Annotated in this window: 18 protein-coding genes, 1 pseudogene and 1 riboswitch; of the genes and pseudogenes, 9 read left to right on the forward strand and 10 right to left on the reverse strand. The window is 62.3% G+C overall.

The features are described from left to right. Positions 1 to 6: 6 nt before the first annotated feature. From D0550_RS36710 to D0550_RS00025, 5 genes and pseudogenes are all read right to left on the reverse strand, one after another. Positions 7 to 692 (reverse strand): annotated as a pseudogene (locus tag D0550_RS36710) (proteasome-type protease). A gap of 133 nt (positions 693 to 825) precedes the next feature. Beyond that, entirely contained in the window at positions 826 to 1635 is an 810-nt protein-coding gene (locus D0550_RS00010; RefSeq protein WP_116807044.1) for a transglutaminase family protein, read from the reverse strand. A gap of 296 nt (positions 1636 to 1931) precedes the next feature. Then, positions 1932 to 2879 (reverse strand): alpha-E domain-containing protein, encoded by a 948-nt coding sequence (locus D0550_RS00015; protein ID WP_116807045.1) that lies wholly within the window; start codon positions 2877 to 2879, stop codon positions 1932 to 1934. 1 nt (position 2880) lies between these two features. Then, positions 2881 to 4296 carry a circularly permuted type 2 ATP-grasp protein gene (locus D0550_RS00020; protein WP_116807046.1) on the reverse strand — a complete coding sequence of 472 codons (1416 nt, stop codon included), beginning with the start codon at positions 4294 to 4296 and terminating at the stop codon, positions 2881 to 2883. A 192-nt stretch (positions 4297 to 4488) separates the two neighbouring features. After that, a complete protein-coding gene (locus D0550_RS00025) occupies positions 4489 to 4878 on the reverse strand; it encodes a hypothetical protein (RefSeq protein ID WP_116807047.1) in 390 nt (129 codons plus the stop codon). Between the two features lie 186 nt (positions 4879 to 5064). Between D0550_RS00025 and D0550_RS00030 the strand changes: the two genes are divergently transcribed. From D0550_RS00030 to rraA, 4 genes are all read left to right on the forward strand, one after another. Beyond that, positions 5065 to 5364 (forward strand): hypothetical protein, encoded by a 300-nt coding sequence (locus D0550_RS00030; protein ID WP_116807048.1) that lies wholly within the window; start codon positions 5065 to 5067, stop codon positions 5362 to 5364. Positions 5365 to 5631: 267 nt separating this feature from the next. After that, positions 5632 to 5967, forward strand: coding sequence for a hypothetical protein (locus D0550_RS00035; protein ID WP_116807049.1), 336 nt, complete (start codon positions 5632 to 5634; stop codon positions 5965 to 5967). A gap of 153 nt (positions 5968 to 6120) precedes the next feature. Continuing rightward, positions 6121 to 6207, forward strand: a riboswitch (cyclic di-GMP riboswitch). A 176-nt stretch (positions 6208 to 6383) separates the two neighbouring features. Next, positions 6384 to 8522, forward strand: a complete 2139-nt coding sequence (locus D0550_RS35255; RefSeq protein ID WP_174842458.1) for a hypothetical protein — start codon at positions 6384 to 6386, stop codon at positions 8520 to 8522. Between the two features lie 62 nt (positions 8523 to 8584). Then, positions 8585 to 9067 carry a ribonuclease E activity regulator RraA gene (gene rraA, locus D0550_RS00045; RefSeq protein ID WP_116807050.1) on the forward strand — a complete coding sequence of 161 codons (483 nt, stop codon included), beginning with the start codon at positions 8585 to 8587 and terminating at the stop codon, positions 9065 to 9067. 6 nt (positions 9068 to 9073) lie between these two features. Here the strand turns inward: rraA and D0550_RS00050 are convergent, their stop codons facing one another. From D0550_RS00050 to D0550_RS00065, 4 genes are read right to left on the reverse strand one after another with little or no spacing between them, the layout of a single operon-like run. Beyond that, positions 9074 to 10150 carry a lipocalin-like domain-containing protein gene (locus D0550_RS00050; RefSeq protein WP_116807051.1) on the reverse strand — a complete coding sequence of 359 codons (1077 nt, stop codon included), beginning with the start codon at positions 10148 to 10150 and terminating at the stop codon, positions 9074 to 9076. Then, positions 10150 to 12705: an FtsX-like permease family protein gene (locus tag D0550_RS00055; RefSeq protein ID WP_116807052.1), complete on the reverse strand. Its 2556-nt coding sequence runs from the start codon at positions 12703 to 12705 to the stop codon at positions 10150 to 10152. The genes D0550_RS00050 and D0550_RS00055 overlap by 1 nt, the downstream gene beginning before the upstream one ends. Continuing rightward, on the reverse strand, positions 12702 to 13391 hold the full coding sequence (locus tag D0550_RS00060) for an ABC transporter ATP-binding protein (RefSeq protein WP_116807053.1): 690 nt from the start codon (positions 13389 to 13391) through the stop codon (positions 12702 to 12704). The genes D0550_RS00055 and D0550_RS00060 overlap by 4 nt, the downstream gene beginning before the upstream one ends. A gap of 25 nt (positions 13392 to 13416) precedes the next feature. Then, positions 13417 to 14091 carry an outer membrane beta-barrel protein gene (locus D0550_RS00065; protein ID WP_116807054.1) on the reverse strand — a complete coding sequence of 225 codons (675 nt, stop codon included), beginning with the start codon at positions 14089 to 14091 and terminating at the stop codon, positions 13417 to 13419. A gap of 138 nt (positions 14092 to 14229) precedes the next feature. Here D0550_RS00065 and D0550_RS00070 point away from each other — a divergent pair, with 138 nt between their 5' ends. The 5 genes from D0550_RS00070 (at position 14230) to D0550_RS00090 (ending at position 21687) form a co-directional block, all read left to right on the forward strand. Next, positions 14230 to 16890, forward strand: coding sequence for a glycosyltransferase (locus D0550_RS00070; RefSeq protein ID WP_116807055.1), 2661 nt, complete (start codon positions 14230 to 14232; stop codon positions 16888 to 16890). 74 nt (positions 16891 to 16964) lie between these two features. Next, positions 16965 to 17462: a MarR family winged helix-turn-helix transcriptional regulator gene (locus tag D0550_RS00075; protein ID WP_116807056.1), complete on the forward strand. Its 498-nt coding sequence runs from the start codon at positions 16965 to 16967 to the stop codon at positions 17460 to 17462. Continuing rightward, on the forward strand, positions 17459 to 18871 hold the full coding sequence (locus D0550_RS00080; RefSeq protein WP_116807057.1) for an efflux transporter outer membrane subunit: 1413 nt from the start codon (positions 17459 to 17461) through the stop codon (positions 18869 to 18871). The genes D0550_RS00075 and D0550_RS00080 overlap by 4 nt, the downstream gene beginning before the upstream one ends. Before the next feature lie 23 nt (positions 18872 to 18894). Further along, entirely contained in the window at positions 18895 to 20109 is a 1215-nt protein-coding gene (locus D0550_RS00085; RefSeq protein ID WP_116807058.1) for an HlyD/EmrA/EmrK family protein, read from the forward strand. 60 nt (positions 20110 to 20169) lie between these two features. After that, a complete protein-coding gene (locus D0550_RS00090; protein WP_116807059.1) occupies positions 20170 to 21687 on the forward strand; it encodes a DHA2 family efflux MFS transporter permease subunit in 1518 nt (505 codons plus the stop codon). A 1-nt stretch (position 21688) separates the two neighbouring features. On the opposite strand, the gene D0550_RS00095 is transcribed toward D0550_RS00090, so the two are convergent. Next, a complete protein-coding gene (locus D0550_RS00095) occupies positions 21689 to 22786 on the reverse strand; it encodes a Gfo/Idh/MocA family protein (protein WP_116807060.1) in 1098 nt (365 codons plus the stop codon). Positions 22787 to 22903 lie beyond the last annotated feature (117 nt).

Consider the following 22903-nt stretch of genomic DNA (forward strand, 5'->3'; position numbering starts at 1 on the left):
GCAGCGTCAGATGTGTATAAGANNCAGGAAGTACGCATGGTCTTCGTCGATGTTGACGTGACTGTGGATCTTCAGCTCATCCCGCTTGATCGACAGCAGGTCCAGCGGCACGCCCACCGACAGATTGGAGCGGATGGTCGAGTCCATCGAAAAATGAAGTGCGCAAATTTTCGCGCCCTTGCGCCAAGAACTGGTGCTGCGTGAAGATGACTCGAATCCAGGATCGGCTTGCCGTATTTCGATTCGCCGATNTGGAAGTATGGCGTCTCCGCCGTCGCCTCGATGAAATTGCCGGCCGCGTAGATACAAAACAGCCGCGGCTCTTCGGTTCCGATCTGGCCGCCAAAGATCAGCGACGCATTGAACTCGATGTGATGATCCTTGAGCGCTTCGGCGTCGCGCTTGTGGATCTCACGCAGCGCCTCGCCGACCGCGAGCGCGGCCTCGAACATGTTCTTGGCGCTCCAGATGCCCTTGATGCCCGGCTCGTGCTCATGCTCGTGCAAGACATTCACGACCGCCTGCGAGATCGCCAGATTGCCGGCCGTCAGCAGCACCATGATGCGCTCGCCGCGGCGCTCGAAAATGGTCACTTTGCGGAACGTGCTGATCTGGTCCACGCCCGCGTTGGTGCGCGAGTCGGAAAGGAACACCAGGCCGGCATCCAGCAGCATGCCTATGCAATACGTCATAGAAGTGACTAGTGACTAATGACTAATGAATGGTCAGAGTGGTGAAGCGCACAACGATAGCTCATTTCTGCGCCGCCCGGCCAGGGAGGCTTCGGCTTCTGACTACTCAGTATTCATCAGTCATCAGTCACTTCTATTGTTGTTGCGCGGCTGCCGCGATCCTCACCGCGACCTGCATTTCTTCGGCTCCACCGCCGCGACGGACGCCGCGGACCGGACAGGCATCCAGGTAATCGCGACCTACGGCCAGCCGGCAATGCCGCCCATCGGTGGGCGTGCGATGAGTCACGTCGATGGACATCCAGCCCTGGTCATGACCGGTCCAAACGTCCACCCACGCGTGGCTGGCGATTTCGCCGTCTTTACCGGCGTAAAAGTAACCGCTGACATAGCGTGCTGGAATCCCTGCACTACGACAGCTGGCTATGTAAATGTGCGAATGATCCTGGCAGACCCCCGCACCGCGCGCGAATGCCCGCGAAGCCGATTCGTGCACGTCGGTGGCGCCTTTTTCATAGCGAACTTCTTCACACACCGCTTCCGCCAGAGCCAGCAGTTTGTCGCGCACGTCACCGCCCGCTTGCAGGCGAGCGCGCGCGAAGCTGGTGATGGCTTCGTCCGGACGAGTGAGCGGCGTCTCGGCAAGAAATGCCAGCGGTGAGAGTTGCCCCTCGTCAGGCAAGGACACCGCAGGCTGGTCCTCGGTTTCGACGATGCCATTCACGATGATGCGGATCTCGCGATGAGGCTCATCGAGCGTGAGCAAATGGACGATGTTGCCGTAAGCATCGACTTGCGAGCGATAACGCCCGGGCGCAGCCATGCTCCAGCTGAGCGCACGTTGCATGGAATCGCGGCGAGGCGTCAGTCGCAGGTTCTGCACGCTGCGCTTTACCGGCTCGCCGTAGCGGTAGACCGTTTCGTGTCGGATATGTAGCTGCATGCGCGCGCTCCTAGGGCCTGTGAACACTCATTGGATGGGCTGCGACGAGCTATTGCGGTTCAGGGCTAGGCGGGACGACCGCCGTGTGCTCTCTGCACACAAGGGAGGAGCAACGACGTCCTGAACCGCAATAGCTCGTCCCATCAAAGGATATTTATTCATTGAATGGGTTGCGCCTCGAATCGCCTGCCGCTGCGTTACAAAGCTTGCCCGTATCGACATACGGGCTGCGCTTTGCGCCTTGCTGCAGGCGATTGGAGGCGCAACGCAGCCCATCAAATGAGTGTTCACAGGCCCTAGTCGGTGGCCGACACCAGGAAGTCTCGTGATACTCGATCGCCCAGATCGCGCGTGCGACCGAGGAATCGCACCAGATATTCGTGCAGCCCCACCTCGAACACGCTCTCGATGCGGCCGAAGTGCAGCGACGCCTGCAATTCACCGGCCCGCCGTTCGGTCTCCGCCGACTGCGCGTTGCGCACTGACTGCAAATGCATGTGCACTTGAGACATGCAGCGACGCAACGAGCGTGGCATGTCATCGCGCAGGACGAGAAGCTCGGCGACGCGTCGGGGAGTGATCAGGTCACGATAAACGCGGCGATAGATTTCGAACGCGGAGACGGAGTGCAGGAGCGCACTCCACTGGTAGTAGTCCGCCGCGCCGCCTGCTTGCTCGCCGCGAGGCAGCAGCAAGTGATACTTCACATCCAGAATGCGAGCGGTGCTGTCGGCGCGCTCCAGATACGTGCCGAGCCAGGTGAAGTGCCACGCTTCATCGCGCAACATCGTGCCTTGAACGACGCCCCGCGCCACATGCGAGCGATATTTCACCCACTCAAAGAAATTGCCCACTTCTGCCTCAGTGGAAGACCGCAGGCTGGTCCCGCGCATTTCCAGCCAGGTCGCATTCAATGTCTCCCAGATTTCCGAAGTGAGCGTGCCCCGAACGGCACGCGCGTTCTCGCGAGCGGCGCGCATGCAGCTGTAGATGCTCATCGGGTTGTCGCGATCGAATGACATGAACTCGATGACATTCGACGAGGTCACCGCGTCATACCGCTGCCGGAACGCATCCATCAGGCCGATGATGGTGAGGGTCGCGATCCAGCCTTGCTCGAGGATTTCGGCGCCCTGTGGCAGCAACGACATGCGCGAGTTGACGTCGAGCATGCGAGCGAGATTCTCGGCCCGCTCGGTGTAGCGAGCCATCCAGTAGAGGTGATCGGCGGTGCGGCTCAGCATGCTAGCGCTCCAGCACCCACGTATCTTTCGTCCCGCCGCCTTGCGACGAGTTCACCACCAGCGACCCTTCTCTGAGCGCCACTCTCGTCAGGCCACCCGGCACCAATGTGACTTCACGCCCCGACAACACAAACGGCCTCAAGTCGATGTGCCTCGGCGCGATACCCGCATCGACAAACGTCGGGCACGCCGACAGCGCGAGCGTCGGTTGGGCGATGTATCTTTCCGGCGAGCGCAGGATCCGCTGCCGGAACGCCTCCAACTCCGCCTTGCTTGCCGCCGGCCCAATCAACATTCCGTACCCACCTGCGCCATGCACCTCCTTGACGACCAGCTCCGACAGATGCGCGAGCGTGTATGCCAAATCCTCCTTGCGTCGTAGAACGTACGTCGGCACGTTCGACAGCAACGGCTCCTCGCCGAGGTAGAAGCGCACCATCTCCGGCACATAGGGATAAATGGATTTGTCGTCGGCGACGCCTGTGCCAATCGCATTGGCGATCGTCACTCGCCCCGCGCGATAGGCGGCCAACAATCCTGGAATACCCAACATCGAATCCGGCCGAAACACCAACGGATCCAGGAAGTCGTCATCGATGCGTCGATAGATCACATCCACGCGCTGCGGACCGCGAGTGGTACGCATGTAGACGAACTCATCGTCGACGAACAGATCCTGTCCCTCGACCAGCTCGATGCCCATCTGCTGCGCCAGAAAGGCGTGCTCGAAGTACGCGCTGTTGTAAGCACCCGGCGTCAGCAGCGCGACGGTCGGATCGTTCACACCCGACGGCGCAACGCTGCGCAGATTCTCCAGCAACAAATCCGGATAGTGCTCGACTGGGGCCACCGAATGCAGCGCGAACAACTCGGGAAACAGTCGCATCATCATGCGCCGGTCTTCGAGCATGTATGACACGCCCGACGGCACCCGCAGATTGTCTTCGAGAACGTAGAACTCACCCTCGCCGGCACGCACCACATCGACGCCCGCGATGTGCGCATAGATCGAGCCGGGCACGTCGATGCCTTGCATCTCCGGTCGATACTGACCATTGCAAAGCACCTGCTCGGCCGGAATGCGGCCGGCCTGCAGGATCTCCTGCGAGTGATAGATATCGTTGGTGAACGCGTTCAGCGCACGCACGCGTTGCTTCAAGCCGGCGGCGAGATGCTTCCACTCGTTGGCCGGAATGATGCGCGGGACGATGTCGAAAGGAATCAGCCGCTCGGTGCCGGCTTCCTCACCATAGACGGTGAAGGTGATGCCGACGCGATGAAACAACGTGTCGGCCTCGGCGCGCTTGTGCGCAACGCGCTCGCTCGGGGTGCGCGCGAGCCAGGAAGCGAAGGTTCTGTAGTGCTCTCGCACCTCGCCGTCGCTGGCATGCATTTCATCGTACGGAATCGCCGACATCCAGACCTCTGTTGTAGCCGGGCAGCGATGCCATGGCTCGAGCTTGGAGTCGGGATGGAGCGAAAAACGTGCCAGCCGCGAAAGCAGCCAGTTATGGGCGATTTCTGCGCAAATCGCGGCGGGACGCACCACGTAAGGCCCGAATGACGGGCCCCACGCACGATCATGGGGCGCCACGCGCCCCATGGATCATCAAGGCATCTGGATCTTGCCGCCGCCGCGGCCGCCGGTGATGCCCGGCACCGGACCCTGCGGAACCACGAGCTGCGAGGCCTGCTGGCGACGCATTTCCTGGATCTGCTGGACGGTACGCTCGATCGCGGCCTGTGCCGCCGGCGCGAAGCCGATGACCGCGTCAGCCAGCGTCTGCCCCTCGATCTCGAAGCTGATGGGCACCGGACCCATGTTGGTCATGATCTCGGCCTGGCCGATGAACAGCACCGGGCGGGCAGGATCGGCGGAGCCATCGGCGCGCACCGGGGAAAGGCGACGAATCGCACCCACCTTGCGGTCGGTGAAATTGTCTTCCTGGTAGAGCCCCTCGGCGTCCATCTGCGGGTCCTGATTACGATCTTCGGCCATGTGAAACCTCTAATGAATTCGCCCGCTTGCAGCGGGCTACGGTATCGGCGAGTGCTTTATGACAGTAGACCAGTCAGCGTGCCTGGGTTCAAGGCGGTGACAGTCTTCGTCAGGGGGCACAACGCCGTTACAATGGGGCCATCTTCAATGAGAGCAACGGGCGCCAGACGCTCGAGTGACCCCCCCATGCAGGAACCCGACAACCCCTTCAGCGAAGCCTTCGGCAAGGCCGTCGACCTGGGCAACCGGATCGCCGACACGGATGACAAGGCCGACATCTGGGACATCGCCGACGGTCTGCTGGCGGGCGCCGTGCAGTACTGGTTGTACTCGCGGCAACCCTGTTCGGATCCAGAGTGCGAAGAATGCCAGCCCATCAGCACTGCCGAGGGCCGGATCGAGGAGCTGCGCAAACTGATGCGTCAATTCGCCGAAGAAAGCGAATATTTCCACTCGCCCACGGATCGCAATGTCGGCCGCGCCTGAGTAGCCCGGCCACCCGCGCGCGCCCGCTGTCCTCGTGGCGCATCCTTCGCGACGCGCCCAGCATCATGACAGTTGCTCTTTGTCAACGGCCAGTGCGTAAATTTTTTGCGGCGAAAAATAGTTTGGGCGTACGTGCTTGATCCGTAATGAGGCGTAAATGCAACGCCGAAATGCGACGGCGTTTTGCGATCCAGCGCACACCGTCCAATTCGTGTCGCCCTTCACACTTTCGCCCGTGACCTCGTGCGGGAGACCCATGCGGTGGGAATGTTGAAGAACTTGAAGCTCAGACATCGCGCGTACGTGTGCGCATACAACTCGTTTCGATTTGCCGCGCGGCTGCGGGGCGACTTGAGCGAGTTCGCGCCCTCGATCGCCGAGACATTGGAAAGCGTGGGCGATGAGCTCGCTGCGCTGGCGCGTGACAGCTGTCCGACGGAGAACGAGCGTCGTCAGCTGATCGAAGGCCTCGAAGGTGCGCTACGCGCGCTCGGCCTTTCCGATGCTGCGCAGGTTCATATCGTTTCTCAGCTCGCGCCGCGCATCATGGCGGGCGAGCCCGCGAGCGCGAGCAAAGAAGCGTGGACGCGCATGGCGGTGTAACAAAACCGCCAACAACGGACCAGATGAGACATAACCTCAAGGCAAACGCAGCATCTCACTTGTCGCCAAACCCCTTGTCTGCTGAAAGCGACCGGACTTGCTTGACTTATGCCTTGAGCGTGCCGATGATCGAATCGTTCCAAGACGATTGTTAGATTTCCTGGGCAAACTCGCCGAAAGGCGAGGACGCAAAGCTTCCGGTCTAACGGATTCATTTCCTAAGACAGCGGGGTTGCCACGGGGCCGCGACATAATGCGGCAACGGTTTCGCCACAAAAGACAACAGCGAAACCGCCGTGAACGAGCGCGATGCGCATAAGCGCGCTCACTCCCCCCGCCGAAATGAATCGTTCAGCCGCAAGCGCGTCCACCGCACGCGGGCGGTGATCAGCGGCGCAACGGGTCGGGGAAGAAACGTGGAAGACAATACCAGCAAGGTCTATGTCGAGCCGGAAAGCTCACAGCCGCCGCTCGTCTCCCAAAACGCAGGGAGCGGCACGCAGCTGTTCGTCATCAATCTGTGCGCCTCCATCGCACCGGTGCCGACGACGGGTCGTAACATTCCCGGTCTCGAGAATTACAAGCTTTATCAGGTCGCGCGTGTCGAGGATGGACGCACGCGGCATCGTCTGCGCCTCGGCTTCTTCACGAACGAAGCGCATGCTGAACGCGTTCTTACTGTCGTTCGTCAGCAGTATCCAACCGCATTCACAACCAGCCTGAGCGATGAGGATCGCCGCTTCGCGCGCGGCTACTTGCCCGCCTCGACGCCGGCGCCTGCTCCGCGTCCTGCCGTTGCTGTTGTCAACACACCGCCACCCGCTCCCGTCGCCGCAGCGCCAGCTCCGAAAGCTGCGCCTGCTCCTGTCGCTGCAGCTCCCGCTCCGACGAAGGCTGCTCCTGCTCCGGTCCTCGCGCCGCCGGCAGCCGCGCCTGCTAAGGCCGTTGCCAGGCCCGCTCAACCGGCGAAGCCAGCCGCGAAAGCTCCGAGCGACGAAGTCGTGGAGATGACGTGGGAGCCGGACGAAGAAACCAAAGCTGCAGTCACGTCGGCGTCGTTGCCGAAGATCAAAGCGCTCACCGAAGCCCCCGGCCTCGATGAGATGAGCTGGAACGACGATCCCGCTCCCACACCGCTCGCCGCCGCTCCTGCGCCGACACCGTCGAAAGAACCGCTCGCTGTTGGTTTGTTGAGTGGCAAGTTTGCCGCGCTCGATACCAGCAAGCTCAAAATCAAAACCACCGCGCCGGTGCCCGCAGCCGCTGCCGCTGCTGCTAAAAGCAAGGCAGCCACTCCGCCCGCGCCCGTCGCTGTGCCGCCGAAGCTGGATACAGCGCGGAGCGTGCGCGTGCCCGCTCTTACGTTCTCCGATCCTGAACCGACGCCGGCTGCCGCACAGCAGGCGAAAGGATCGAACGAGCCGTATCACGTCGGCAAAGGCCTGAAGATCGAAGATGTCGATACCTTCGAGCTCGACCTCTACGACGAGCCGCCGGCCAAGTCCGCCGCGCCCGCTGCTGCTTCACCGTCGCCCGCCGTAACAAACAAAGCGGCTGCAGCCAAACCCGCCGCTGCGCCGAAACCCGCTGCCGCGAAGCCCGCAGCGCCACCCGTTGCCAAGAAGGCTGAGCCGCCGGCAAAACCGGTCGCACCGCCCGTGGTGAATAAAGCGGCAACGCCGGCTCCCAAGCAGGTTCCGCCAGCGCCAGTGCGCGATACCTCGAATGCGCATCCGAATCTCGACAGCACGCAAACGATCCGCGCGCTGACCAGCGAAGAGCTGAACGACAACGCGCAGGAAAAGTGGTTTGCGATTCAGCTCGCCGCGTCCGAGCAGCCGGTGAATCTGGACACCATGCCGCACCTCGATATCTTCGAGGCGTATCGCTTGTATTCGGTCGCCACGGCGGGCAGCGGCAAGATCGTGCACTCGCTGCGCCTGGGCTTTTTCAAAGAAGCCGTGTCTGCCGAAGCGGTGGCTGGCTATCTCAAAACATTCTTCGCATCGCCGTCGGTGCTGCGCATCAGCGCCGCCGAGCAGCTGCGCTTCAAAGATGCGCCACAACCGCGTCGCGCCGAACCTGAAGAGCCGAAGAACAACGTCGTCGAGCTCAACAACGCCCGCGCCAGTCGCGCGCCAGTCGTGCCGACCATCACCATGGAAGTCGATACGTCGGCCACTGGTGCATTTCGCCCCAATGCCACCGGTGCGTTCCGTCCGAACGCGACGGGCGCGCTGAGCTCCGCCACCGGCACGTTCAAGCCGGGCGCAACCGGCGCCTTCAAGCCCAATGCGACCGGTGCGTTCAAGCTGAACTCCACCGGCGTTCACAAAGCGCTGGACAGCAGGGTTGCCGCCAAAGCCGCCGGCCCCGCAACCAAACGCTCCGAGCCGACTCGCGCAGGCAACACCGGCAAGCACAAGCAGCTCAAGAAGAGCCTGGCCGACGAGCTGTTGGAAGAGGCGCGCGAAGTCGAGTTGTCCGAGAGCGGCGTACGCAAGCTGCCGCAGAGCAACTCGCTGCTGTCGCGCCTGCTCGGCAAGAAGAAGTAGCACTCGCGCAGACCCTCGGGTCTGCGGCAAACTGCCCCGTCTTCTCCTGACGAGGCTGCGCCGTGGACATCAGAACTGCCGACCTGTGCGATCAATTCAGCGACGAGCTGGACATCTGTGAGCCGTTGTTCGGCGATTTCGGCGGACAGATCCAGTTCGGCGGCCCGATCGCCACCATCAAATGCTTCGAAGACAACTCGCTGGTTCGCGAGCTGACCGCTGAAGCCGGCAACGGCCGCGTGCTGGTCATCGATGCCGGCGGCTCCATGCGTCGTGCCGTGGTGGGCGATATGCTCGCCCAGAAGGCCGTCGACAATGGCTGGGCAGGCATCGTCGTCTTCGGCTGCATCCGCGACTCCGCCGCGATGGCCGACATGCCCATCGGCGTCAAAGCGCTCGGCACTCATCCCCTGAAGACCGACAAGCGCGGCGAAGGTCAGCGCGACATCGTGGTTCGCTTCGGCGGCGTAGCTTTTCGTCCTGGCGATTGGCTGTATGCGGACGAGGACGGCGTCATCGTCGCGCGCCGTCAACTGGTCAAGTAACGGCGGTCACAAGCGTATTTTCTTGCCGTAGCCCGTCAGCTCCAGATAACCGCGGCCGATGGGCTTGTCTCCTTCGAATGCACGCACGGCACCTTCCCAATAGATGGTGCCGGTGCTGCCACTGGCGTCGTTCTCCTGATCGTCCATGAGCGGCTTCAAGGTGATGACTCGATCGCCGACGGTCACCTGCCACTCGACCGGATAGCGAACTCCCGTGCGTGAGGAGCGCCAGTAACGCACTGGCTGCCACTCCACGGCTTCTGGTTTGTATGAAACGCCTTCGCTGGCACCGGCAGCCCGCCACTTGGCGGCCGCCCACAGCTCGCTGTCTTCAGCGCCGCGCATTTGAAACATCATCAGTGCGCCGCCATCGTCGAGATTCAAACCGACCCAATCCCAACCCTGTGCGCGCTCATCGACGATCGCGCCGGACCACTCGTGATCGAACCAGGCAACGCCGCGCACGGCTTGTTCTTTGCCGTCGATGGTGACGCGGCCCGTGACGGCGAGCTGAGGCAGGCTGTAGTAGTAACTGGCAGAGCTTGGGTTCGGGCCTTTTTGACTGAAGCCATGATCGCCCTGAAGCAACGGCGATGCCTGGGGCTGCAGCTGCAAGTCGAGCTGCAGGTCATCGGCCCTGGCGATGGCAATGTAACCGTCACCTTCCCTGCGCAGCTGCCAATCGTCGATATGAACATCGAGCGCTCCTTCGGCCGCTTCGGCCAGACCGAAACCCGGGCGCGCCGACTTCTCGTGATGTAACAAGACGCCGCGCTTTGGATCGCTGATCGCCAGGTGAGCGAACAACGCCTGGCGCAGAGCGAAGCGCGAAGGATTGTCGTCGTCGATGCCGGTGCGCGAGCGAAAGAAGGTCAGCTGAAAACCGATCGGCTGATTCGCTGTGCCTTCGAGCCAGCCGGTGACATACCACCACTCCGTCTTGAACTGAGGATGACTGCCCTCGTCGCGGGGAAACTGGATTTGATAACCAGGAACGACGGCGGGATAGACCGCATCGGCACGCGCACCAAACACCACAAGCGTCGCCACAGCGAGCAAACACAGCCCACGCGACAGTCGCATCACCAATCCTCCTTGACCGCGCGCACGACTTCGCCGCCCATCGCCTGTCTGCCACTCACCACCGCGATCAACGCAGCGGCAGCGATCAAAGCCGCGCTCAATCCGGCGAGCAAGCCAACAGGCGCGCTCAAATCCATGCTCCAGTGAAACGATTGCCGGTTCACCACATAGATCAGGATCAAGCTGATGACCGTGCCCGCAATCAATCCGACGATCACGCCAAGCGCACCCAGCACCGAACCCTCGATCGCCAGCATCGTCGCAACCTGCCCGCGCGTAAAGCCGAGGTGTCTGAGCGCGCCAAACTCGCTGCGTCGAGCCAGTACTTGCGCGCTAATGCCCGCGGCGATGCCGAACAAACCGATCGTCACCGCCACCAGTTCCAACAAGTAGGTAATCGCAAACGTCCGATCGAACGCCGCGAGCGACATCTTGCGCAATTCGCCCGGTGTCCGCATGTCGTAGTCAATGCCTGGCGGCAGCAGATCGCGAATGGCGTTGCCAACCTTGCCGATGTCAGCGCCATTGTCGAGCCAGAACCAGACGGTGTTGACTGCGTGGTCGCCGGTTAGAGCCACGTACTCATCGCGCCCCATGACGATGGCACCGTTTTGATGCTCATAGTCGCGCCACACCCCTCGCACGGAGGCGACAACCTGCTTGCCCGCGAGCTCGAACCTGATCTCATCGCCCGCCTCGATCGCGAACAGATCGGACGCCGCCTCGCTGATCCACACCGGCACCGCGCCTGCCGGAATGTCATTGGTCGCGGTGCTCATCATCCACAACGTTTTATCGGGATGATCTCGATTCAGAGATCGCGCGATCAGGGCCAAGGCCGGGCGATCGGCCGATAGCTGCACGCGAGCCAGGCGGTTGTACTCAACATGCTCGACACCCGGCACCTGCGCCATCGACCGGGCCAGCGACTCATCCAGATACGACGACTGCCCAACGTATCCTACGCGCACGTACAAATCCGCCGGCAGGACTTTCTGCGTCCATTGATCGAGCGAATCTCGGAACGATGTGACCATGATGGCCATCGATGCCATCAAGCTGAAGCTGACGATGATGGAAGACACACTCAGCGTCGCATAGCGCGCAGTGCCGGCGATCTGCGCGATGGCAATCTCATAGGGAATGCGACGCCAGCGCGGCGCGTGGCGCAACACGAAGCGGACGACGGAAGGCATCGCGACCACGCAACCAATGAGGAACAGCGCGATAGCAACGAAGCCGGGTAACGGCAATCCCGCGATCGGCGGCAGACTCACGGCGATCGCCGCAAGCACTCCGAGCGTCAGCACCATCCAGCCATGCGGACGCACTTCGCCGCTGGCGATATCACCCGCCTTCAGCGCGCTGGCCGTCGGAACGCGAGCCGCATCGAGTGCCGGTCGTAGCGCACCGGCAACGGCCACGCCAATGCCAAGCAACGAGAACACGGCAACTTCAACGATGTGAACATTCAACCCCGGCGCGAGGCCGCGAAAGTAGCCCGCGCCCAGGTCCGCCCCGAGCGCGCTCAATCCGATTCTCGCGATCATCACACCGAGCACGATGCCAAGTACTGCACCAAGGACACCGACGATCACGCTGCCAGAAAGCATCAGGATCAGCTGCTCGGTGCGAGTCACGCCAATCGCATGCATGACCGCGAACTCGCGACGCCGACGAAGCGCAGCCAACGACTGCGTGGAATACACAAAGAACCCGCCGGTGAACAACGCCACCAACGCAAGCGCCGTTAGATTGGAACGATACGCACGCGAGAGCCGAAGAGCGTCGTCAGTTGCTTGACCCGGCGTCGTGACTCGCACTGTCGATGGCAACATGTCCGCAAGTGCTGCTTTCACCTGCTCCGGACTCGAACCCGTCGCGAGCCGCAGATTGATCCGCGACACTTTGCCGAGACGTTCGAACACCCATTGAGCGGTTGCGATATCGACCACCCCCGCAAAGTCCTGCAGCGCCGCCGGCGGCAGCACACCCGACACACGCAAACGCTCGCGCTTCACACCTACTTGGAATTCGACGAAATCGCCCGGGCTCAGCTGCAACTCGCGAGCTGCACTGGCGCTCAGCAAGAGCGAACGATCGTTGAACTGATTCTCAGGCTCCGCATCCTCCGAAGCGCCGCCCGACCGCTCTTCCTCGGCGCCGCCGCCAACCACCGCGGCAGCGAACGCGGGCTGCAGCAGCTTCGACTTGAAGCCGTCCATCCCCAGCAACGTTAGCGGACCACGACGGCCGACGATTTTCGCCTCGACCTCGACGACGGGACTGGCAACCGCGACTCCAGGAACGCGCGCTATGCGCGGATATAAGTTTTCATCGAACCCATCCGCGCCGCCTTCGACGACGAGATCGGCGAGCCCATACAAGCTGCGCGCCGCCAGGGAAATCTCATCGGCGGCGGAACGATTGATCAGATAGATGGCCAGCCCGAGCGCCACGCCCAGCGCGATGGCGAGAACAGCGAGCAAGGTGCGTCCAGGCGAGCGCCGCATCGGCCCGGTGATCGCGGCCTCGATGAGCAGCGGCGCAATCACGTTGGACGTGAGGAAGCGGCAGCGCGCGGCGCCAATCCTTGCCGGGAGAGTTGCAGGATGCGATCGGTAGTGGTGGCGGCCAGCTCCGAATGGGTCACCAGAATGCCGGCGGCATTGTCGCGCTTGAGTTGCGTGGCCAGCAGCTCGAGCACTTCAGCCGCAGATTCCGCATCGAGATTGCCGGTGGGCTCATCGGCCAGCACCAGCGCCGGACGATGCGCCAACGCGCGCGCGACGGCGACACGTTGCATCTCGCCACCGGAGAGTTGCGAAGGTGCGGCGTTGGCACGTTCCAACATACCCACCGCCTTGAGCAACTCACGCACTCGATCGGCAGCTTCACGGCCTCGCTGACCATTGAGCGCCAACGGCAAGGCGACGTTCCGCTCGACACTCAAGTGCGGTAATAAATGAAACGCCTGAAACACGAAGCCCATGCGCGCCCGACGCAGTCGCGTGCGAGCATCGTCGTCGAGCGCGCCGATGTCCTGACCATCGAGGCAGATCCGGCCGCCCTCGGGCGTGTCGAGCCCGGCGATCAGATTGAGCAGGGTGGATTTACCCGTGCCCGACTCGCCCATGACGGCGACGTACTCACCCGGCGCGAGCTGCAGCGAAACGCCACCGAGCACGCGCCGCGGTGGCGTTCCTGCGAAGGACTTACTGATGTTTTCGACCTGCAGCATCGCGAGCGCAGAGTGATCCTCGCGATCAAAAACTGTAGGTGAGGCCGAGTGCCGCCTGGTACTGCACGAAGCTGCTGGACTTGGCGCGAATCGCGCATGTGCCGACGCCGTTATCGGACGCACAGAAGATGCTGCCGCTGGTGCTCAGCGTCGTGAGGAACGCGCGAGCATCGAAGCGCACGCCGAAATGTTCGCTGATGGGCGCTTTGAATCCCGCGCCTATCGAGAACGCAAAATTGGTCTCGTTATCGAGCCCCGCTCCGCCCGGGCTCATGCGCGAAGCGCCCAAGGTCATGCCGAAATAGGGAAAGACCGTTTCGGCATCTTCGTACATGACGGTGCCGCCAATCTGTAGATATTCCACGTCGAGACTCACCGGCACCGTGCCCTCGAGAGTGGTGCTCTGCTTGACGTACATCAGCTCGTAATGGCGCCAGTGATCCGCAGCCGCATCGAAGATGATGCCGTAGCTGTTGTCCTCATCCAGATCGCGGTCGGTATTGGTGGTCGAATCCTCGAACCGGCCGCCGCCCATGTATCCGTAGAAAGGGGTGATCTCCCAACTCGCATAGTCCTTCTTCGCCTGCTGCGCGGAGGCCGTGGCAGCTGCCGCCAGGAGCGTCAGGCCGAGTGCAGCCCGCATCCAGTTGCGCAGGGAAAACTGCCGTGGAAAGAACGACTTACCAATGTGCCGATACATAGCCTAAAGACTCCTTCGGATGCGAGCGTGCCGACTTCGGCCGTGCGTCGCGCCGGCTAAGTTAACATGTCGCAGGTTCGTTGCCTGAACGTTGCCCTCAACCACGCTATTCGCCCCCACGTCGTCAATCGAGTCACAATGAAGTGGTCGGCTTTTCTGGTTGCGGCCGTGTTTGCGGCGCTCACCTTCGGCCTGTGGGCCTACATGAACCGCCCGACTGCCGAGCCGCCCTGGCCGGCGCGGGTGCAAGGCATGGCGTTCTCGCCATTCCAGGCGGGGCAGGATCCATTCGTCCAGGAGCTGCCGACCGAGCAACAGATCGACAGCGACCTGCGATTGTTGGCCGGCAAGGTTACGGCCGTTCGCTCCTATTCCACGCTCAAGAGTCTGGGGCTGATTCCCGAGCTCGCCGCCCGCCACGATTTGAAAGTCATGGTCGGAGCCTGGCTCGATCGCAGGCTGGCCACCAACGATCGGGAAGCGGCCGCCGCCATCGAGCTGGCCAACAAGTATCCCAATGTCATCCGCGTCATCGTTGGTAACGAGTCCATCCTGCGCGGCGATCTCACCGTTGCGCAATTGACAGAACAGTTGGATCGCGTGCGTGCAGCGGTAGCGCAACCGGTGAGCACCGCCGAACCCTGGCACGTCTGGCTGAAATATCCCGAGCTGGTCGAGCACGTCGACTATCTGGCGGTGCATCTGTTGCCGTATTGGGAAGGCATCCCGGTCGATCACGCCATCGAGTACGTGATCTCGTGCATGGAACAGCTGCAGCGCGCTTATCCCGGCAAGCCAATCGTAATCGCCGAGGTTGGCTGGCCATCGGACGGACGCACTCGCGGCGGCGCGGTCGCGTCGACGAGCAATCAGGCAATGTTTCTTCGGCGCTTCCTCGAGCTGGCGAGGCAGGAAGGCTACGTCTACTACTTGATGGAAGCGTTCGATCAGCCTTGGAAGGCGCGGTATCAAGGCGCGGTCGAGGCGTACTGGGGCGTCTATGACGTCCATCGGCAACCCAAGTTTGCGTTCGTCGAGCCCATCGTGCGCATTCCACAGTGGCAAACGCTCGCCGCCGTGTCCGTCGGCATTTCGACCCTGATCCTGGCCATGCTCTACGTGCACAGCCTCGCGCTGGGAACCCGTGGACGCAGCTTGCTGGCCGTGGTCGTGTATGGCGTCGCCACGACGCTGGTCTGGATCATCTATGACTATTCGCGGCGCTACCTGACCGTATCCAGCATTCTGATCGGCACCGTGCTGATTCTGGGAATGCTCGGCGTCATCGCGGTTCTGATCACGGAAGCGCTGGAATGGGCAGAGGCACGCTGGGGCAAGCCGCGCAAACGCCCCTTCGACCTGGCAGCACTCGATACGCATGCGCTGCCCAAGGTCTCCATCCACGTGCCGGCGTACAACGAGCCGCCGGAAATGCTGATCGAGACGCTCGACGCGCTCGCCGCTCTGGATTATCCCGACTACGAAGTCATCGTCGTCGACAACAACACGCCCGAGCCCGCTACCTGGCAGCCGGTGCAGCAGCATTGCCGGAAGCTCGGCGAGCGTTTCAAATTCTTTCACGTCGCGCCGCTCAAGGGATTCAAAGCCGGCGCGCTGAACTTCGCGCTCAAACACACGGCTGCCGATGCTCGGGTGGTCGCGGTCATCGACAGCGATTACAAGGTCGATCCGCATTGGTTGCACACGCTCGTGCCCGCATTTGCGGACGAGAAGCTCGCCATCATGCAGTCGCCGCAGGACTACCGTGACGCCGAAGAGAACGCGTTCAAAGCGATGTGCTACGCGGAGTATCGCGGCTTCTTTCACATCGGCATGGTCGTGCGCAACGAGCGCAATGCCATCATTCAACACGGCACCATGACCTTGGTCAGACATTCGGCATTGCAGAGCGTGGGCGGCTGGGCCGAGTGGTGCATCACCGAGGATGCGGAACTGGGATTGCGCTTGTTCGAGCACGGCTATGAAGCGCAATACCTGCCGATGACCTTCGGGCGCGGACTGATGCCCGAGACGTTCACCGACTATAAGAAACAACGCTTCCGCTGGGCGTACGGCGCGGTGCAGATCCTGCGCTCTCACGCCGACGTACTGCTGCGACCTGACGATCGACTCACTAAAGGTCAGCGCTATCACTTCATTGCCGGGTGGCTGCCCTGGATGATGGATGGGCTGAACCTGGTCTTCAATCTGTTTGCGGTGGCGTGGTCCGCCGCGATGATCCTCGCCCCCCATCGCTTCGATCCGCCATTGATGATGTTCTCGGTGCTGCCGCTGGCATTGTTTGCATTCAAGATCGCCAAGCTGGCGCATCTATATTCAGCCCGCGTCGGCGCCAACATCCGTCAGACCCTGGCCGCGGCGCTGGCGGGGTTGGCTTTGTCACACGTCGTCAGCGTCGCCGTCGTCCAAGGGTTGCTGACACGCAATCAACCGTTCTTCCGCACGCCCAAGGACAAACAACCACACGCGCTGCTCGCAGGCCTCGCGGCGGCACGCGCCGAAACGGCCTGGATGATCGTTCTGGTGCTGGCGGCCGTCGGCCTGACGGGTCAGTACACGATCGCGCCCGGCTGGGTCGTCGGCATTCCCGAAGAATTGAAGGCGCCCGATGTTTCACTCTGGGTCGCGGTGCTGCTCATTCAGGCAATTCCTTACGCCGCCGCGCTGGTCATGTCGCTCATCAGCGCCCTGTCTCTACCGGCCCGCTGGCTGGGCCGTCCGCCGCTGAGCACGGACGCTGCCACCGCGTCCTTTCGTGCCCAGGATTCCGCTGACTAGTTCCTGAAAGCGCCTTGTTGGGCAGCAGCGGCTTCCTATAATCCCTGCCTAGGCAGTTATTGCCGAGGCAAGCAATGCCCCGATCTCACTACCGCCCCGACTCTTTCCACCTGCGCGACAGCATTGGCTATCTGGTCAAACGCTCCCAGCGGCTGATGCAGGAACGCATCGAAGGCCTGTTCGAGCAACAGGGCTTCACTCTGCAGCAGTGGGTCGTGCTGATGTATTTGCGTGACGGGCTGGCGGTCACGATCGCCGATATCTGTCGGGACTTGCATCACGACAGCGGCGCGATGACGCGCCTGGTCGACCAGCTCGAAGCACGCAAGCTGATCGAGCGGCGGCGCAGCGCCGATGATCGACGCGTCGTCGAGCTTTCCCTCACTGCTGCGGGCGCTGACGTGCTCGATACGTTGGTTCCTACGGCATGTGACGCGTTGAATACCTCGTTGGACGGCTTCACGCGTGAAGAAGTGAAGATGCTGCAATCGATGTTGAGACGTCTGATCGGCCGGTTGGAAGAGCTGGTGCCCTATTCCGCCGCGGCGTCGGACAAGGAGAAAGCGTCATGACCATGGCAGCTTGCCGCTCGAGCGCGCTGCTGCTCGGGATCGTTACGGCGCTCAGCGGATGCGTGACTCCGCCGAAAACCCAGCCACAGGTGCATTCGATCGCCGACCAGAGTGTCGGCCTCGGCACGACCACGGCCCCCGTGGTAGCCGATCGTTGGTGGGAACAGTATGGCGATCCGCAGTTCGATCAGCTCGTCACCACCGCGCTCGAACACAATCCCAATCTGCAGCAAACATTGGCTCGCCTGCGAGCGGCGCAATCGCAAGTGGAGCTGGCTACGGCACAGCGCACGCCCGGCGTGACATTGAACGGTGCAGAACAACGGGTCCACTGGCCGGAACAATATATCTATCCGCCGCCGTTCGGTGGCGGCACATTCTGGAACGGTCAGTTGTTGGTGAATCTGTCCTGGGATCTGGATTTCTGGGGCAAGCAGGCCGCGCTCATCGATCAGGCCAGATCGACGGAAGAGGCCACGCGGCTCGACACGGAGGCCGCCCGACTGGCGACGACCGTGGCTCTGTCACAAACGTATCTCGATTTGAATCGCGCCATCGCGCGCGCGGACATCGCGCAGCAATCGGTGGTCCAGAGAAAGCGAATTCTCGATATCACGCGCAAGCGTATCGCGGCCGGACTCGATACGAATGTCGAGCTGCGCGAAGCCGAAACAGCGGTACCACAGGCCGAGCTGGCGCGACTGCAGGCCGAAGCGGCGCGAGAAGTTGCCGTGCATCGCCTGGCTGCGCTGGTGGGTGAAGGCGCGAACGCTTACGAGCGAATCGGCAAACCCACGCTGAATCTCGAAGCCGCGCTCTCGATCCCCAACGAGTTGCCGGCCGATCTGCTGGGTCGGCGTCCCGACATTCTCGCGGCTCGCGCGCGAGTCGAAGCGGCTACCTCGGGGCGAGCTGCCGCTCGCGCAGCGTTCTATCCGAACGTGAATCTGAGCGCGTTCGCCGGCTTCCAGGCCATCGGGCTGAGCAATTTGTTTCAAGCCAACAATCGCACCTTCGGCATCGGCCCTGCGATCAGCCTGCCGCTGTTCGAGTCGCATCGGTTGAAGTCGGAATTCAACGCGGCCACGGCGCTGCAGGACGAAGCCGTCAGCTCCTACAACGGCGCAGTGCTCTCTGCCGTTCAGCAGGTCGCCGATCAGCTGAGTCAGGTGAACTACAGCGCGCAGCAGCTACAGCAGGCGCGCTCCACGCTCACTGCCGCCGAAGAAGCCTATCGGCTGGCGCAGAAGCGCTACGAAGCGGGACTGGCGAATTATCTGTCCGTGCTGACGACCGAAACCCAGGTACTGAACGCGCGCACCACGTTCGTCGACATTCTTCATCAACAGGCGCTCGCTCGTGTGTCTCTGCTGCTGGCCGTCGGCGGCAACTTCACCGCCGCCAGCTGATTGTTACTTCCACACGGAATCTTATGAGCGATACAACTGCTCCTGCTGCCAACGGTAACGGCAACGGTACCCGCCGGAAGGCTCTGCTCATCCTCGGCGCCGTCGTTGCGGTCGCCGCTGTCGGCTACGCGATCTACTGGTGGACGGTAGCGCGTTACTACGAAAGCACTGATGACTCCTACGTCGCCAGCGACATCGTACAGATCACCAGCGAAGTGCCCGGCGCCGTACTGGGTGTGTACGTCGATGACACACAAAGCGTCGAGCGCGGCCAGGTGCTCGTCGAGCTCGATCCAGCCGATGCAAACATCGCCGTGTCCGCTGCTGAAGCAGATCTGGCACGCACAGTTCGACAGGTTCGCGCGCTTCACGCCCAGGCCGATCAATTGCGCGCTCAGATCGCCCAGCGTCAGACCGATCTGAAGAAATCGCAGAGTGACTATGCTCGTCGCCAGGCGCTGGTTTCCGACGGCGCCGTGTCGGGCGAAGAACTGGCTCACGCGCAGGACACGATTGCGCAGACACGCGCATCGCTGCAAGCCGCGCAGCGGGAGCTCGAGGCCACGCTCGCGCAGATCCAAGGCACGACGATCGAAGATCATCCCGACGTACTGGCGGCCGCTGCCAGGCTTCGTGATGCGTCATTGTCTTTGCGTCGGACGACCATTCGAGCCCCCGTGGCCGGCACGATCGCCAAGCGCGGCGTCCAGGTGGGTCAGCATGTGAACGCGGGCCAGCCGCTGCTGGCCGTCGTGCCGCTGGATGACGTTTGGATCGATGCCAACTTCAAGGAAGGCCAGTTGAAGAGTGTGCGCGTCGGCCAGCCGGTCAGCGTGCATGCCGACATCTACGGCAACGACGTCGAATACCAGGGCACCGTCGCCGGTCTCGCTGCGGGCAGTGGCAGCGCGTTCGCATTGCTGCCGGCGCAGAACGCATCGGGCAACTGGATCAAGATCGTCCAACGCGTCCCGGTTCGTATCACCATCGATCCCGAGCAGCTCAAGCACAACCCGCTGCGCGTCGGCTTGTCGACGCACGCGAAGATCGACGTGCGCGACACATCGGGCCCGCTGGTGGCCACGCAGGTTCGCAACACGCCGCAACCGGTACGCAAGAGCGCGGGTGAAGATACGGGCATCGAACAACGCATCGCCGAGATCATTCATCAGAACTCGACAGCGTATGACGCGGTCGCCTCGGCCGACTCCGCCGGCACGCGCCAGGCCAGCCGGTAATCAGCCGGCGAGGAACGTCCCGTGAGCACAAACACTGCGAATGACTTCGCGCCCGCCCCCATGACGGGCGGCGCACTCGCCGTGACCTCACTGGCGCTGGCGCTCGGCACCTTCATGCAGGTGCTGGATACGACCATCGCCAATGTTTCCATTCCGACCATCGCCGGCAACCTCGGCGCGTCGGCGGATCAGGGTACATGGGTCATTACGTCATTCGCCGTCGCCAACGGTATCAGCGTGCCGCTCACTGGCTGGCTCATGCAACGCTTCGGCATCGTGCGGACGTTCGTTGCCGCCGTGCTGGCGTTCACCGTCGCGTCGTTCCTGTGCGGTGTCGCCTGGAATCTGGAATCACTGGTCTTCTTCCGCGTCCTGCAAGGCGCCGTGTCCGGCCCGATGGTGCCGGGCTCGCAGGCGCTGCTGCTACTGTTGTTTCCGCCGAGCAAGAAAGGATTGGCACTGGCGCTGTGGTCCATGACCACGCTGGTCGCGCCCATCATGGGCCCGATGCTTGGCGGCTGGATCTCCGACAACGCCACCTGGCCCTGGATTTTCTATATCAACATCCCGGTCGGCGCGTTTACCGTGGCCGTGTCCTGGATCTATCTGCGCAAGCGTGAGACACCGACGCGCAAGCTGCCCGTCGACACCATCGGTCTGTCGCTGCTGGTCGTCTGGGTCGGCGCGCTGCAGATCATGTTGGACAAGGGCAAGGACGAAGATTGGTTCTCGTCGCCGTTCATCGTCACGCTCACCATCGTCTCGGTGATCGCGTTCGCAGCCTGGCTGATCTGGGAACTGACCGAGAAGCATCCCATCGTCGACCTGTCGTTGTTCAAGCATCGCAATTTCACGTTCGCGCTGATCCCGATGTGTCTGGGCTACGCCGTGTTCTTCGGCAACATCGTGTTGCTGCCGCTGTGGATGCAGACGCAACTGGGCTACACGGCGACGTGGGCGGGATTGTTGGCCGCGCCCGGCGGCTTGATCGCGGTGATGATCTCGCCGATGGCGGCGCGCTTTCTGGCGAAGTACGACGCCCGCTGGCTCACCTCGATGGCGTTCGTCGCCTTCGCTGTTTCTTACTACATGCGAGCGCAGCTGACCGCCGACGCCGCGATCATCGACTTCATCATCCCGCAGCTGATTCAGGGCCTGGCGATGGGCACGTTCTTCGTCGCCATTCTCACCATCATGCTCGACGGCATCGAGCCGCAGCGCGTGCCGGCGGCGTCGGGCCTTGCGATCTTCCTGCGTACCATTGCCGCGAGCTTCGCCACCTCCATCACGACGACCTTCTGGGATCGTCGCGAGGCGTTCCATCAGGCTCATCTTGCCAACAGCTCGAGCGTCTATGACGCCCCCATGCAGCAGGCGCTGACACAAATGCATTCGCTCGGCATGTCAGATGGCGCCGCGCTGGCGGCGCTCAACCAACAAATGGTCGGCCAGGCCTATCTATTGTCCTCGATCGACTATTTCTGGATCTCGTCGTGGCTGACGCTGGCCATGATTGCACTGGTCTGGCTGGCGCGCCGGCCCGCCACTGGCGGCGCGGCGCACGCCGCAGCGGACTAGCTCAGATCTTCACGGCCCGGCCGGTGCGAATGGATTCGTAGATGGCCGACAAGATCTTCACGTCTTGCATGCCCTCCTCGCCGGACACGATGGTGGGCCGCTTCTCGATGACGCAGCGAGCGAAGTCGTCGAGCTCGGCCGCGAACATGTCGACCTGGGGAAATGACAGCGGCTTGCCGTCGCTGCGCACGCCCTTGATGCCGCCGTAGTAATAGGCAGGATCCAGCTCGAACCAGCCGCGATCCGCGGTCGCGCGAAAGTTCTTGATGCCGTGGACTTTGAAACTGGCCGTGCAATAGGCGATCGCGCCGCCCGGGAATTGCGCCGTCCAGGTCACGGTTTCGTCGACTTCCTTGAACTTCACCGGATCGGTTTTCGTTTCTGTCGCCGACACCAACACCGGCTCTTCGCCCGTGAGATAGCGCGTCGCCTGCAAGGCATAGATACCAACGTCCATCAACGCACCACCGCCGGATAGGGCGTGCTTCACCCGCCACTGATCCGCCGCACCGACGTCGATGCCGAAGCCCGACTCGATGATGCGCACCGGCCCCAACTCCTGTTCGCGTGCGATCCGAATGCATTCGATATGGTGTGGCTCGAACCGGCAGCGGTAAGCGGTACCGAGCATCCGATCCGCCGCCTTACAGGCATCGATCATCTGCTGGCAGCGCTCCACCGATATTTCCAGCGGCTTCTCACAGAACACATGTTTGCCGGCTTTGGCCGCTGCCACCGTATGTTCCAAATGAAGCGCGTTGGGAGTGACGACGTACACGATGTCGATGTCGTCGTTGTCGGCCATGCGATGCATGGTGTCGTATGTATAGACACTGCGCGCCGGCAGGTTGTATTTCTTACGCCATTGGTCGGCTTTACTGCCGGTGCCCGTGACGATGCCGGCGAGTCGGCAATGTTGTGTCTTTTGCAGGGCCGGCGCGATCTGGTTGGTACTCAGCGTGCCCAGCCCGCACAGTGCCACGCCCAGTTTCTTACCGGAGCCGGTCTTCTCGCGTGTGGCGGCGGTGCTGATAAAGGGCGCCGCGATGGTGGCAGCGACCGCGCCTTGCATGAAATGACGGCGTGAAAGTTCCTGCATGGTTGCTCACTCCTTTTGAACCGGAGCTTACAACCTGAACCATGCTCCTGCACGCCCCGCGAACGTATCTATACGTGCGCGTTCGGCGTAGCATCGCCCGGCCGGGCTATTCCTGAA

It is taken from the genome of Steroidobacter cummioxidans (assembly GCF_003104955.1).

Coding starts and splice junctions, on each gene's coding strand:
- D0550_RS00010 (WP_116807044.1), bottom strand. CDS start 1,635: ATGCAGCTACATATCCGACACGAAACGGTCTACCGCTACGGCGAGCCG.
- D0550_RS00015 (WP_116807045.1), bottom strand. CDS start 2,879: ATGCTGAGCCGCACCGCCGATCACCTCTACTGGATGGCTCGCTACACC.
- D0550_RS00020 (WP_116807046.1), bottom strand. CDS start 4,296: ATGTCGGCGATTCCGTACGATGAAATGCATGCCAGCGACGGCGAGGTG.
- D0550_RS00025 (WP_116807047.1), bottom strand. CDS start 4,878: ATGGCCGAAGATCGTAATCAGGACCCGCAGATGGACGCCGAGGGGCTC.
- D0550_RS00030 (WP_116807048.1), top strand. CDS start 5,065: ATGCAGGAACCCGACAACCCCTTCAGCGAAGCCTTCGGCAAGGCCGTC.
- D0550_RS00035 (WP_116807049.1), top strand. CDS start 5,632: ATGTTGAAGAACTTGAAGCTCAGACATCGCGCGTACGTGTGCGCATAC.
- D0550_RS00050 (WP_116807051.1), bottom strand. CDS start 10,150: ATGCGACTGTCGCGTGGGCTGTGTTTGCTCGCTGTGGCGACGCTTGTG.
- D0550_RS00060 (WP_116807053.1), bottom strand. CDS start 13,391: ATGCTGCAGGTCGAAAACATCAGTAAGTCCTTCGCAGGAACGCCACCG.
- D0550_RS00065 (WP_116807054.1), bottom strand. CDS start 14,091: ATGTATCGGCACATTGGTAAGTCGTTCTTTCCACGGCAGTTTTCCCTG.
- D0550_RS00070 (WP_116807055.1), top strand. CDS start 14,230: ATGAAGTGGTCGGCTTTTCTGGTTGCGGCCGTGTTTGCGGCGCTCACC.
- D0550_RS00075 (WP_116807056.1), top strand. CDS start 16,965: ATGCCCCGATCTCACTACCGCCCCGACTCTTTCCACCTGCGCGACAGC.
- D0550_RS00080 (WP_116807057.1), top strand. CDS start 17,459: ATGACCATGGCAGCTTGCCGCTCGAGCGCGCTGCTGCTCGGGATCGTT.
- D0550_RS00085 (WP_116807058.1), top strand. CDS start 18,895: ATGAGCGATACAACTGCTCCTGCTGCCAACGGTAACGGCAACGGTACC.
- D0550_RS00090 (WP_116807059.1), top strand. CDS start 20,170: ATGACGGGCGGCGCACTCGCCGTGACCTCACTGGCGCTGGCGCTCGGC.
- D0550_RS00095 (WP_116807060.1), bottom strand. CDS start 22,786: ATGCAGGAACTTTCACGCCGTCATTTCATGCAAGGCGCGGTCGCTGCC.